Annotated in this window: 7 protein-coding genes; 1 reads left to right on the forward strand and 6 read right to left on the reverse strand. The window is 70.1% G+C overall.

Going from position 1 to position 12,986, the window contains the following annotated elements:
• Window positions 1–3 precede the first annotated feature (3 nt).
• The 5 genes from ACWDAG_RS36030 to ACWDAG_RS36050 all read right to left on the reverse strand — a co-directional run bounded on the left by ACWDAG_RS36030 (window position 4) and on the right by ACWDAG_RS36050 (window position 7,952).
• Window positions 4–1,974 carry a beta-galactosidase gene (locus ACWDAG_RS36030; RefSeq protein WP_450699758.1) on the reverse strand — a complete coding sequence of 657 codons (1,971 nt, stop codon included), beginning with the start codon at window positions 1,972–1,974 and terminating at the stop codon, window positions 4–6.
• On the reverse strand, window positions 1,974–4,193 hold the full coding sequence (locus ACWDAG_RS36035; protein ID WP_450699759.1) for a 1,4-beta-glucanase: 2,220 nt from the start codon (window positions 4,191–4,193) through the stop codon (window positions 1,974–1,976). The genes ACWDAG_RS36030 and ACWDAG_RS36035 overlap by 1 nt, the downstream gene beginning before the upstream one ends.
• Before the next feature lie 104 nt (window positions 4,194–4,297).
• Complete coding sequence (locus ACWDAG_RS36040; protein ID WP_450699760.1) at window positions 4,298–5,224, reverse strand: carbohydrate ABC transporter permease; 927 nt, start codon at window positions 5,222–5,224, stop codon at window positions 4,298–4,300.
• On the reverse strand, window positions 5,221–6,273 hold the full coding sequence (locus tag ACWDAG_RS36045; RefSeq protein WP_450699761.1) for an ABC transporter permease: 1,053 nt from the start codon (window positions 6,271–6,273) through the stop codon (window positions 5,221–5,223). The genes ACWDAG_RS36040 and ACWDAG_RS36045 overlap by 4 nt, the downstream gene beginning before the upstream one ends.
• On the reverse strand, window positions 6,273–7,952 hold the full coding sequence (locus ACWDAG_RS36050) for an extracellular solute-binding protein (protein WP_450699762.1): 1,680 nt from the start codon (window positions 7,950–7,952) through the stop codon (window positions 6,273–6,275). The genes ACWDAG_RS36045 and ACWDAG_RS36050 overlap by 1 nt, the downstream gene beginning before the upstream one ends.
• Before the next feature lie 325 nt (window positions 7,953–8,277).
• Between ACWDAG_RS36050 and ACWDAG_RS36055 the strand changes: the two genes are divergently transcribed.
• Window positions 8,278–11,118, forward strand: a complete 2,841-nt coding sequence (locus tag ACWDAG_RS36055) for a glycoside hydrolase family 3 C-terminal domain-containing protein (protein WP_450699763.1) — start codon at window positions 8,278–8,280, stop codon at window positions 11,116–11,118.
• 103 nt (window positions 11,119–11,221) lie between these two features.
• Here the strand turns inward: ACWDAG_RS36055 and ACWDAG_RS36060 are convergent, their stop codons facing one another.
• Entirely contained in the window at window positions 11,222–12,667 is a 1,446-nt protein-coding gene (locus ACWDAG_RS36060) for an aldehyde dehydrogenase family protein (protein ID WP_450699764.1), read from the reverse strand.
• Between the last annotated feature and the right edge of the window lie 319 nt (window positions 12,668–12,986).

Here is a 12,986-nt window from a genome sequence, read left to right on the forward strand (position 1 = left end):
TGTTCATGGGCGCAACACCATCACGCCGTACCGGCCGAGGGTGACCTCGCCCTCCACGGTCGCGCCGCTCAGCAGGTCGTGGTGGGTGCCCGGCACCTGCACGGTCACCGACTCCCGCCCATGGTTGAGCACGAAGAGCAGGTCGCCGCGGCGGACCGCCTCCACCTGGTCGGGCAGGCTGTCGAGGACCGGGCGGGCGCCCGCGTCGGCCGCGATCTGGGCCAGCAGGACGCGCAGCGCGTGCGGCTCGGGGAGCGTGGAGAGGTACCAGGCGCGGCCGTTACGGAGAACGGCGGGCATCCCGTCGAGTTCGCCGCCCTTGTAGGCGGCTTCCACCGAGGCATCCCCGGTCGCCTCGATCTCCTCCGACCAGAGTGTCCCGTGGAAGCCGTCGGTCTCGGCGGTCTCGTCCGCGTCCAGCGGCCACCACTCGTGCAGCGTGCGGATGCCGAACAGCTCGCGCAGTCGGGGGTCCATGCCGCCGGGACGCACTCGGTCGTCCTCGTCGGCGACACCGGTCAGGAACCCGCAGACGAGGGTGCCACCGCCGCGGACGTACGCGAGGAGGTTGTCGATCGCCGCGTCCGTGAGAGCGTACAGCTGGGGGACCACGACCAGCTTGTAGGCGGTGAGGTCGTGCTCGGGGTGGGCGAAGTCGGTGGTGAGGTGGGCCTGCCACAGTGCACGGTGCCAGGTGGTCAGGACCTGGGCGTAGTCGACCCGTGTCGAGAGCCGGCCCTCATGCGCGCCGGCCCACCAGGAGTGCCAGTCGTGCAGGACGGCGATGTCACTTCGGCTGTGACTGCCCGCCGCTTCAGAGCCGATCCGGGCGAGTTCGGCGCCGAGCTGCCTGACCTCCTGATACGTACGCCCCTGCGCCCCCGCATGGCTGACCATCCCGGAGTGGAACTTCTCCGCGCCCTGCCGGGACTGGCGCCACTGGAAGTAGCAGACGGCGTCGGCGCCGCGGGCCACGGCCTGGAGGGACCAGAGGCGGTTGAGTCCGCGCGGCTTGGGGTGGTTGACGCCGCGCCAGTTGACCGGTCCGGCCGCCTGCTCCATCAGCATCCAGGGGCCGCGGGCCTGCGAGCGGGTCAGGTCCTGGACGAGGGCGCCGTGCTGCGCGCCGAAGGGATCGCGCGGATCGGGATAGAGGTCGACGGAGACGACGTCCTCCTCCTCGGCCCACCGCCAGGCGTCCTGCCCGGCCCACAGCGCCATGAAATTGGTGGTGACCGGGATGTGGGCGGGGGTGTGCCGGCGGACGATGTCCCGCTCGGCGATGTAGCACTCCAGGAGCATGTCGGAGGTGAACCGCTTGAAGTCCAGCACCTGGCCGGGGTTCTTCAGGTAGTGGGCGTGGCGGGGCGGCAGCACCTCGGCCCAGTCGCCGTAGCCCTGGCTCCAGAAGGCCGTGCCCCAAGCGGTGTTGAGAGCGTCGAGCGTGCCGTACTTCTGCTGCAGCCAGCGGCGGAAGCGGGCGGCGGCCTCGTCGCCCCAGTCGTAGGTGCAGTACTCGTTGTTGATGTGCCACATGGTGAGGGCGGGGTGGCTGCCGTAGCGGGCGGCGAGGTCCTCGGTGATGGCTGCCGCGTAGCGGCGGTAGGCGGCGCTGGAGTGCGAGAAGTGCTGGCGGCCGCCCCACCACTCGGTGCGGCCGTCCTCGTCGCGGGGCAGGGTCTCGGGGTGCAGCCGGCCGAGCCACGGCGGTGGCGAGGAGGTGGGGGTGGCGAGCACGACACCGATGCCGGCCGCGTGCATGAGGTCCATCAGCCGGTCGAGCCAGCCGAACTCCCGCTCCCCCGGCCGGGGTTCGAGCTTCGCCCAGGAGAAGACGCCGAGGGTGACGGAGTTGACGCCGGCGTCCCGCATGAGCCGTACGTCCTCGGCCCAGGTCTCCTCGGGCCACTGCTCGGGGTTGTAGTCGCCGCCGAAGAGGATGCGGCCGCGGGTGGCGTCGCTGAGCGCCGGCATCAGACGGGCTCCCCGTACTGGATCCCGCGCCCGTTGGTGGCCAGGTAGACGCGGCCGTGGCTGCGCGGGTCACCGGTGACGGCCGTGCCGATCCAGCCCCACTGGTGCCGGTCGTCGTTGATCCGCACCCAGGTCTTCGCCTCGTCGTCGGAGCGGTGGACGCCGGTGACGGTCCCGATCGTGCCGACCTGGTAGACGGCGGGGTAGTCGGCGCCCTTCGCGGCCCTGCCGAAACCGAGGCACTCCGAGGCGCCGACGCCCGCGGTCTTCGAGAAGCTCGCGCCGCCGTCGGTGGACCGGTGCAGGCCCTGTCCCTTGGCGCTCAGCCACAGGTCGCCGGATCTGCCCGGCGCCGCGACCAGCTGGAACTGGCTGTCCCCGGAGGGGAGTCCGGTCGCCCGGGCGGTGAAGGTCCGGCCGCCGTCGGTGCTGGCGTACAGCGTTCCCGTGTCGGTGTCGTACGCGTAGAAGAGCGTCGGGTCGGCCGGGTCGGCGACCGGTGTGGCGCCCTTCGGGAAGGAGGAGACCTCGGACCAGGTGGCGCCGTGGTCCGTGGAGCGGTGGGCGGGGTACTTGGTGCCGTCCGAGTGCACGAAGACCCACAGCAGCACACTGCCGTCGGCACTCACGGCGATCGGCCCCGGCCCGTCCTTGGCGATGGCGGGCTGGGCCTCGAAGGGCGCCCAGGTCTGCCCGCCGTCGTTCGAGTATGCGCCGTTGCCGTGGTCGCCCCAGCCGGTACGGACGACGTACGCCGGCTTGTTCGCGGCCTGGGCGAGCCCCATCGCCGACCCGAACACGGGGTTGGTCGCCATGCCGCGGGAGGGAGACGCCGTGAGCCGCTCGTGGTACAGCACGCCGATGTCACCGCAGCCGCTGATCAGATGCGCCTTGCCGGCCGGGGGCGAGATCAGCAGGCGCACGGCCGTCTCCTCCAGACCGCGGATCTGCGGGGCCCAGTTCTTCAGGTCCCGGGTGCCGTAGAGGGTGGCTCCGGTGCCGTACACGATGTGCCGGGAGTCGTACGGGTCGACGGCGAGGGCCTGGATCCACCATCCGAACTTGGGCTTGTCGGCGCCCCACTTGAGATAAGGGGTCTCGGACACGTCGAGGACGGCGGAGTCCTTCAGTGACGTCCAGGTGCGGCCGCCGTCGGTGCTCCGGTAGAGGGTGTCGATGTCGGCCCACCGGTTGTTGGTGGAGACGACGACGGTGCCGGAGCGGCGGGCGTCGACGGCGACTCCGCCGTACCCGAAGGTGTCGGCCGAACCGTCGGAAGTGGTGCCGCCCGGTCTCACGGGTGTCACGTCGGTCCACTTCCCGCTGGTGGTGCACAGCTTGTGCACACTGCCGTCGGACTGGCCGTTGGGGCCGGGCGCGTCGGCGTACGTCACGTAGAGCTCGCGGGTGTACCGGTCGTACGCGGCGCGGATCGGCACCTTGGCGGCCGTGCCGGTGGGCAGGCCGGGGACGGTTTCCCAGGTGGTGCCGTCCGCGGTGCGGAAGAGGTGGGCGGTGCTGCCGTCGGAGTCGCCCCAGCCGGCGTAGAGGGTGCGCCCGGCGGCGACGAGGAAGGTGACGCCCTGCCCGGAGGCGCTCGGGGTGCCCGGGAAGCCGCCGGCAGCGGCCCAAGTGGCCCCCCGGTCGGTCGACTTGAGCAGCCCGTCGTGCCGGGTGCCCAGCCAGAGGGTGTCGCTGTCCCGCGGATCGACGAGCAGCCGCTCACCCGTACCCCGCCCGTCCTCGTTGGCGCCGAGCTTGACGCCGAGGTCGGTGCGGCTCCAGGTGGCACCGCGGTCCTCGGAGCGCAGGATGGCCCCGTTGCCGGCCCAGGACTGGGTGTAGGTGCCGAGGGCGAGGTAGACGCGGTCGGGGTGGGCGGGGTCGACGGCGACGGCCTCGACGCCGAGGAGGTTCCAGTCGTCCGCGCCGAGATGGTCGGTCAGCGGGGTCCAGCGGGCGGTGCGGTCCTCCCAGCGGTAGGCGCCGCCGATGTCGGTACGGGCGTAGGCGAGGCCGCGGACCGAGGGGTGGAAGAGGACGCCGGTGACGAAACCGGTGCCGCCTATGACGGCGTTGCGCCAGCGGTAGGCCGGCGTGGCGGTGGCGGCCGGTGCCGCGGCCAGCGCCCGCCCGGGGAGGACCGGAACGGCGGTGAGCGCGGCGGTCGCCGCGGTACCGGCGAGAACGGCACGTCGGCTCGGAGTGAACGCGGGCATGACATACCTCGTTCTGTGCGGTGGGAAGCAACGGGAGGTTTGGGACCGCCGCGGCCGACCGCTGCTGGAGGCAGGTCGGCCGCGGCGGAGTCGAAAGGTGTGGCTCAGCCCTTGATGGCGCCGGTGAGCATGCCCTTCTTGAAGTGCCGCTGGACGAAGGGGGAGGCGACCGCGACGGGGATCAGGGCGAGGACCATGACCGCCATCTGCAGTCCCAGTGGGGAGAGTTGGCCGGTGCGGACCGCCTGCTGGAGGCCGGTGGGGGCCTCCGTGTTCTTCTGGACCAGCTGGATGAGCACGTTCTGCAGCGGCATCATCTCCTGGTCGGAGAGGTAGATGGACGCGTTGAACCAGGCGCTCCAGTAGCCGACCGCGTAGAACAGGGAGATGACGGCCAGCACCGCCCGCGACAGCGGCATGATGATGGTCAGCAGGATCCGCAGGTCACCGGCCCCGTCGATACGGGCCGACTCGGTGAGTTCGGGCGAGATCCCCATGAAGAAGGCCCGCAGCACGAGGATGTTAAAGACGCTGACCGCGCTCGGCAGGATCAGCGACAGATAGGTGTCGGTGAGCCCCAGCGACTGCACCAGAAGGTACGTCGGGATGAGGCCGGCCCCGAAGAACATCGTGGCCATCATGGTCATCAGGAAGAACCGGTGGCCCAGAGTGCCCCGCCGGGACAGACCGTAGGCCGCGAGCACCGACACCGTCATCGAGAACAGCGTGCCGACGAGCGTGACACCGACCGACACCATGATCGCCCGGCTGACCTGTCCACCACTGAGCAGTTCGGTGTAGTTGACGAGGGTGATGCCTTGGGGGAGCACGACCAGGCCGCCGACCCGGTCGATCACGGGTTTGGGCGAGAGGCTGGTGACGACGATGATCCACAGCGGCCCGAGGACCCCCAGACAGCAAAGGAGAAGGAATCCGCCCTTGGCGGTGAGTCCGACCTTGCTGGGCGGCTCCTCCCACACGGGGCGGGCGGGGGCCTTCAGGCTGCGGATGAGCGTCGTGTTGAGGCTCACTTCTGATACACCCCCTGCTCGCCGAGCAGGTGCGCGACCTTGTTCGCGCCCAGGACGAGACACACTCCGATGACTCCCTTGGCCAGGCCGACCGCGGCCGCGTAGCTGAAGTCGCCGTTCTGGATACCCATGTTCCACACGTAGGTGTCGAGGACCTCGCTGGCCCCCGCACCGACCGCGTACCGCTGGAGCAGGAACTGCTCGAACCCCACGCTCAGTGCGTCGCCCACCCGCAGAACCAGCAGCAGCGCGATCACCGGGCGCAGCGCGGGCAGCGTCACATGCCACATGCGTCGCCAACTTCCCGCGCCGTCCATGGCGGCGGCCTCGTACAGATCGGTGCTGACGGCGGCCAGCGCGGCGAGGAAGACGATGATCCCCCAGCCGGCGTCCTTCCACACGGCCTGCGCGGTGACCAGGTACTTGAACAGGCTCGCGTTGGTCATCAGGTCGAAGCCGCTCCACCCGTGCTTCTCCAGGGTCTGGGCGATGATGCCCGCGCCGCCGAACATCTGCTGGAAGACGGTGACCACGAGGACCCAGGAGAAGAAGTGCGGCAGATACATGATCGCCTGCGCCACCGCCCGCACCCGGGGCCGGATCACGCTGTTGATGACCAGCGCGAGGGCGATGGGGACCGGGAAGAACAGCACCAGCTGGAGCACGAAGAGCACGAGGGTGTTCTTCATGGCGCTCCAGAACAGCGGGTCGTCCAGCATCCGCGAGAACTGTTCCGCCCCGACCCAGGGGCTGTGGAAGATCGCCGTGATGCCGTTGCCGGCGGCGTACGGGTCATAGTCCTGGAAGGCGACGACGTTACCGAGCAGCGGGACGTAGTTGAAGATCAGGAGCAGGACGATGACGGGCAGCGTCATCAGGATGAGCGTGCGGTCGCGGCGCCACCGGACCCGGAAGGGAACCTTGCCCGTCTTGGCGGCCTTGCGCGGCACGCTCTCCTGCACGGTGGCCGCGGCGACCGCGGCCGTCGGTTCCTCGACCGCCGCGGGGGGACGAGTCCCGTCCGGCCTGCTCCCGGCCGTGAGGGACATCAGTTGCCACTGCCGTTCTTGTCGAGGAGCTGCTTGTACCAGTCGCGCAGCTTGTCGCCGCCGGAGGACTTCCAGGTGGAGATGGCCTGCTGGACGTCGGACAGCTTCTTGTTGCCGCGCACGAAGTCGATCTCCAGCTGCTCGAACTGACTGGAAAGGGTGGCGTAGCGGCTCGGTTCGACGATGTTCATGCCGTAGGTGGACGTCTTCTTCACGAAGGCACCCTGCCGTTGCTGCCACTCGACCTGCTTGCGGGCGATCTCGGGGAAGTCGGGGTGGGCCAGGTAGGGAGCCGGGGCCGCCAGCATCACCCAGGCGTTGACCACCTCCTGGATACCCCGGTCGTTCTTGACCGGGACGCCGTCCTTGACCGTGTAGTAGGTGCCCTCGACGCCGTAGTCGACGAACATCCGCTCCTTGGTGCCGTAGGGCGCTGCCGCGAAGTTGGCGGCGGCCAGCGCGTTCTCGACCGTCTCCTTCGAGGCGCCCTTGCGGATCATGGACCAGATGGTGGCGGGCGGGTTGGCGTACAGCGTCGGGGTGCCGCCGTCGGCGCCGAAGTAGTCCATGCCGTCGACCTCGAAGTCGGGGTTGGACCGGGCCTGTTCGGCGGTCATGCCGTACCAGCCGGACATGTCGCTGTTGCCGACCAGGGTCTGCCCGGAAGTGAACCGCTGGGTGGGATCGCCCGTGTTTGCTTTGTCGTCGGGATGTACCACACCCGCGGCGAACAGCTTGCGGACCCACTCCAGATGTTCGAGGTACTCAGGATGCTCGAAGCGGTACGTCAGCTTGCCGTCGTCCCCGATGTTCCAGCCGAGCGACCCTTCAGGCTGGACACCGAAGAAGCCTGCCGCCGACCACCTCATGTCACCACAGGCCCACACCTTGGCCTTGGCGCTGGTGGCCTCCTTGGCCCAACTGAGGAACTCGTCGGCCGACTTGGGGACGGTGTAGCCCTTCTTGTCGAAGATGTCCTTGCGGTAGAAGGGCACGATGTTGGGCACGGGTGCGGCGGGCATCGGGATGCCGCGCAGCGCGCCGCCGAAGATGGACATGCGCCAGGCGTCGGACGGGATCGCGGCCAGGTTCGGGTACTTCTTGACCTTGTCGCCCGCCAGGTAGGGGCCGAGGTCCATGAACTTCGCGGTGACCGCGCTCGATATCTTGCCCTTCAGCTCCCAGTTGGGCACGACCACCATGTCGGGTATGGAGCTGGAGGCGAGGACGGCACCGAGTTTCTCCCCGTAGGTGTTGCCGTCCTGGTTCTGCCAGGTGATGTTGGTGCCCGCCGCCGCGTCGAGTGCCTTGTAGTACGCGCACCCGGGCTTCGGCGGGGTGCCCCAGAAGGGGGACATGATCTTGAGGGGAGCGCCGGTACCGAGCTTTTTCGGGACCGACGCAACGAGGGCCCCGAGGTCGATCTTGCTGGCGTAGCCGGCCGCGGAACCGTTCTTCGAGGGGATGTCCGGCTTGGCGAGCGTGCTGGCGACATAAGCCGGGATCAGCTTGTCGGCTGCCTTGCCCGATGTGGCTCCTTCGCGCTTCCCGCTGTCCGATCCGCCGCAGGCGGCGAGCAGCGGCATCCCTCCCGCCACCGCTGCGGTGGCGACCGCTGTTGAGGCAAGGAAGCTTCTCCGGCTCGGTCCGGAGGAGGCGGAGGCGGCGTTCGGCGTCATTGCGTCAACCCTTCGTGGCGCACCTGGACACCCGGCGGAGGCCGTCGGCTGCGGTGTCGTAAGTGGAACTGGCTGAGCTGAAGCGTTTCTTCGACGCGTGAACGGAGACGGCAGTCGAAGCGCTTCGATGTTGCTGTGAGGTTAAGTGAACACACAGGGGCGCACAAGGGTCGCTTCCAAGATTCCTCCGAGGCTCAGGAGCGCCCCCCTTTCATATGCACCGCTTGAAGTGAGGGTGTCGATCTCTTGACACTCGCCCCCGAGTCGAATGAGCATCGAAGCGCTTCGAAAGCATTCCGACGATCCATCGCAAGGGGATCCCCACGTGACCGCACACACGCCGCACACGCCGCCTTTCCGCGATCCACACCTGCCCTTCGCGAAGCGCATCGACGACCTTCTGTCGCGGCTCACCCTCGATGAGAAGATCGGATTCCTGCACCAGTTCGTCCCCGCCGTCGAGCGGCTGGACATCCCCGCGTTCCGCACCGGCCAGGAGGCGCTGCACGGCGTCGCCTGGATGGGCCCGGCGACGGTGTTCCCGCAGGCCGTCGGCCTCGGTGCCACCTGGAACACGGACCTCGTACGACGGGTCGGGGAGGCCGTCTCCAAGGAGACCCGCGCGATGCGCGCCCGGGATGACCGCGTGGGGCTCAACGTCTGGTCCCCGACCGTCAACCTGCTGCGCCACCCGCTGTGGGGCCGCAACGAGGAGGGCTACTCGGAGGATCCGAAGCTCACCTCGGCCATCGCCACCGCCTACACGCACGGCCTGCGCGGCGAGCACCCGACGTACTGGCGCACGGCACCGGTCCTCAAGCACTGGCTGGCGCACAACAACGAGACGGACCGCGACACCACGTCCTCCTCCGTGCGCCCCCGCGTCCTGCACGAGTACGACCTGCGTGCCTTCCGCGAGACGGTCGAGGCGGGCGCGGTGGCCGGCGTCATGCCCGCGTACAACCTGGTCAACGGCCGCCCGAACCATGTCTCGCCCTCTCTGCGCGAGCACCTGCGGACCTGGACCGACGATGATCTCCTCGTCTGCTCGGACGCGGGTGCGCCGTCCAACCTGGTCGACTCCGAGCACTACTTCGACACGCACGAGGAGGCGACGGCCGCGGCGCTGCTGGCCGGCGTCGACAGCTTCACCGACCACGGCACCGACAGCTCGAAGATCACCGCGCGGGTGCGCGGGGCCCTGGAACAGGGCCTGCTCACCGAGTCGGACATCGACACGGCCGTACGCCGCCAGCTCTCGGTGCGTTTCCGCCTCGGCGAGTTCGACCCGCGTTACGACCCGCACGCCGGCACCGGGGAGTTCGACACCCCGGCCCATCGCGCGCTCGCGCAGGAGGCCGCCGAGCAGGCGGTCGTGCTGCTGAAGAACGACGGCGGTCTGCTGCCGCTCGCCGCGGACGCCCGGATCGCGGTGGTCGGCCTGCTCGCGGACGAGTGCAAGCTGGACTGGTACAGCGGCACGCTCATCCACCGGTCCACACCGCTGGAGGGCCTGTACGAGCGGTTCGGCGCGGAGCGCGTGGAGTTCGCGGAGGGCGTGGACCGCGTCCGCTTCAAGACCGCTGCCGGTACGTTTCTCCACGCCCCGGCGGCGGACGGCGCCGAGGAGCAGGTGCGCGGCGCCGAGGGCGCTCTCGACCCGGCCACGCTCACGGGCCGCACCGATCTGCCCCCGCTGACTACCGATGGGACCGGTACCGAGTTCGCGCTCATGGAGTGGGGCGAGGGCGTCCTGACGCTGCGCGCGCCCGACGGCCGCTATCTCTCGGTCGCCGAGGACGGCTATCTGCGCGCTTCCGCCGACCAGCCCGGAGGCTGGATCGTCCAGGAGACATTCCGCCTGGAACCCCATGAGAACGGGCACCTCCTGAAGCACCTCGGTACGGGTCGCCATGTCTCCGTCGCCGCCGACGGCGTCAAGGTTGCCGAAGCGAACCCGGAAATCTTCAAGGTGATCGTCACCGAACGCGGCGAGGACGCGGTGCGCAGGGCCGCCGCCGAGGCCGATGTGGTCCTGGTGGTCGCGGGCAACGATCCGCACATCAACGGCCGCGAGACCGAGGACCGTACGACCCTGCGCCTCCCCCACCACCAGGAGCGCCTGCTGCACGCCGCACGCGCCGTCAACCCGCGCACGGTGCTGACACTGGTGTCGGCGTATCCCTACGCGTTCGACTCCGCCCGCCTCCCGGCCATCCTGTGGACGGCACACGGCGGCCAGGCGGCCGGCACCGCCCTGGCCAGGGTCCTCGCCGGCGACGTCTCCCCCGCCGGCCGCCTCCCGCAGACCTGGTACGCCGACGACGCCGACCTGCCCGACCTCCTCGACTACGACGTGATCGGCAGCCGCCAGACCTACCTGTACTTCGAGGGCACACCTCTGTTCCCGTTCGGCCACGGCCTGTCGTACGCGTCGTTCGCGTACGCGGACCTGACGGCGAAGGCGGAGGGCGCCGCGGTGTCCGTCTCCTTCACGGTCACGAACACCGGAGCCATGGCGGCGGACGAGGTCGCCCAGCTCTATCTCCGCGCCGTGGACCCCGCTCTCCCGCGTCCGCGGCGCGAGCTGGCGGCGCTCGACCGGGTGCGTCTGGAGCCGGGCGAGCGCAGGGAGCTCTCCTTCGAAGTCCCCTTGTCCGCCTTCGGCTTCTGGGATGTGCACCAGGGCCGCTGGCGCCGTGAACCGGGCCCCTACGAACTGCTGGCCGGTGCCTCCAGCGAGGATGTGCGGCTGCGTACGACGGTGACCCTCGACGGCGAGGCGTCCGCACCGCGCCCCGTCCTGAGCCGGGGTCTCGACGCGGCCGACTTCGACGAGCAGAGCGGAATCGAGATCGTCGACCGCACCAAGGCCGCGGGCGACGCGGTGACCCCGGTGGAGGGCAGAGCGGGTGAACTGGTCTACCGGGACTGCGACTTCGGGAAGGGCGTCAACGAGGTGTCCGTGACGGTGGCGGGCGAGGGTGCGGTCGACGTGTCACTGGACGGGGGTGCGGTGCTCGCGTCCCTGACGCCCGGGACGCCGACGCCGGGGCCGTACGACTACACGACGGTCACCGCCGGGATCCTCGCCGAAGGTGTCCGCGACGTCCACCTCAGGCTGCGCGGCCCGCTGCGGCTCGCGCACGTCGTCTTCTCCGGTTGAGGGTCCGGACAAGACGACCCAAGGGCCCGGCACCGGAAGGCATCGGTGCCGGGCCCCTTCGGGAAGCCTATATGGAAATGGTTCCCATTTACTAGAGAGGGTCCTAGAGGGCGAGCCCGGTGAGGACCATGACGCGCTCGTACGTGTAGTCGTCCATCGCGAACTTCACGCCCTCGCGGCCGACCCCGGACTGCTTGGCGCCGCCGTACGGCATCTGGTCGGCGCGGTAGGACGGGACGTCACCGATGACCACGCCACCCACCTCAAGCGCACGATGCGCCCGGAAGGCCACCTGGAGGTCGTGCGTGAACACGCCCGCCTGGAGGCCGTACTTGGAGGAGTTGACGGCGGCGAAGGCCTCCGCCTCGCCGTCCACCTTCTGCACGGTGAGGACGGGCCCGAAGACCTCCTCGCAGGAGATCGTCGTGTCGGCCGGTACGTCGGTGAGGACGGTCGGCGCGTAGGAGGCGCCGTCGCGGTCGCCGCCAGTGAGCAGGGTCGCCCCGGCCTCGACGGCCTCCTTCACCCACGACTCGACCCGCTTGGCCGCGTCCTCGCTGACCAGCGGCCCCACGTCGGTCTTGTCGTCGCTCGGGTCGCCGGTGACCTGGGCCTCGACGGCGGCGACGATACGCGGCAGCAGCCGGTCGTACACCGACGCGTCCGCGATCACGCGCTGCACGGAGATGCAGGACTGGCCGCCCTGGTAGTTGGAGAAGGTGGCGATGCGGGTGGCGGCCCAGTCGAGGTCGGCGTCGGAGGCGTAGTCGCCGAGGACGACGGCCGCGCCGTTGCCACCGAGCTCCAGGGTGCAGTGCTTGCGCGGCACCGAGTCCATGATCGCGTAGCCGACCTTCTCGGAGCCGGTGAAGGAGATGACCGGCAGGCGCTCGTCCTGGACCAGGGCGGGCATCTTGTCGTTGGCGACCGGGAGGATGCTCCAGGAACCGGCCGGGAGGTCCGTCTCGGCGAGCAGGTCACCGATGATCAGGCCGGAGAGCGGGGTGGCGGGCGCCGGCTTCAGGATGATCGGCGCGCCGGCCGCGATCGCCGGGGCGACCTTGTGGGCGCACAGGTTGAGCGGGAAGTTGAAGGGCGCGATGCCGAGGACGACGCCCTTGGGGAAGCGGCGGGTGAGGGCGAGGCGGCCCTGGCCGCCGGCGTCGGTGTCGAGGCGCTGGGCCTCGCCGCCGTTGAAGCGGCGGGCCTCTTCGGCGGCGAACCGGAAGACGGACACCGCGCGGCCGACCTCGCCGCGGGCCCACTTGATCGGCTTGCCGTTCTCGGCGGAGATCAGCTGGGCGATCTCCTCGGTGCGCTCGACGAGCCTGCGGCTGACGTGGTCGAGGGCGGCGGCGCGGACGTGGGCCGGTGTGGCGGCGAAGTCCTCGCGGACGGCGTGGGCGGCGGCGACGGCCTCCTCGACCTGGGCGTCGGTGGGCACGCTCACCTTGCCGACGAGGCGGCCGTCCCACGGGGAGGTGACGTCGAAGGTGTCCTCGCCCGTGGCCTGGCGGCCGGCGAGCCAGAAGGCGGTGGTGGAAGTCATGGGGGTTCCGGCCCTTCCCTGTCGGGTGTGCTGTTCGTGGCTTCGGGGTCCACGGTAGGGCGGTGGGGGTGGGGGTGTGTTTGGCCGGGGTGTAGTGGTGGGGGCGGGCTGTACGACGGTTTGGCGGGGTGGTGGGTGCGGCCGGCATTTTTCGCCCCCGCCGCCCCTTCCCGTCCCGACCCGGGCACCGGCCCCCGGACCCCCGCTCCTCAAACGCCGGAGGGGCTGTTTTCAGCCCGTCCGGCGTTTGAGGACGAGGCCGTTCAGGCCGAAAGCGGGGGAGCCACAGCTTCGACGGCATGCCCCAGGCCGGCACCTT

The sequence above is a fragment of the Streptomyces sp. NPDC001157 genome, from assembly GCF_053598255.1.

Coding starts and splice junctions, on each gene's coding strand:
- ACWDAG_RS36030 (WP_450699758.1), bottom strand. CDS start 1,974: ATGCCGGCGCTCAGCGACGCCACCCGCGGCCGCATCCTCTTCGGCGGC.
- ACWDAG_RS36035 (WP_450699759.1), bottom strand. CDS start 4,193: ATGCCCGCGTTCACTCCGAGCCGACGTGCCGTTCTCGCCGGTACCGCG.
- ACWDAG_RS36045 (WP_450699761.1), bottom strand. CDS start 6,273: ATGTCCCTCACGGCCGGGAGCAGGCCGGACGGGACTCGTCCCCCCGCG.
- ACWDAG_RS36050 (WP_450699762.1), bottom strand. CDS start 7,952: ATGACGCCGAACGCCGCCTCCGCCTCCTCCGGACCGAGCCGGAGAAGC.
- ACWDAG_RS36060 (WP_450699764.1), bottom strand. CDS start 12,667: ATGACTTCCACCACCGCCTTCTGGCTCGCCGGCCGCCAGGCCACGGGC.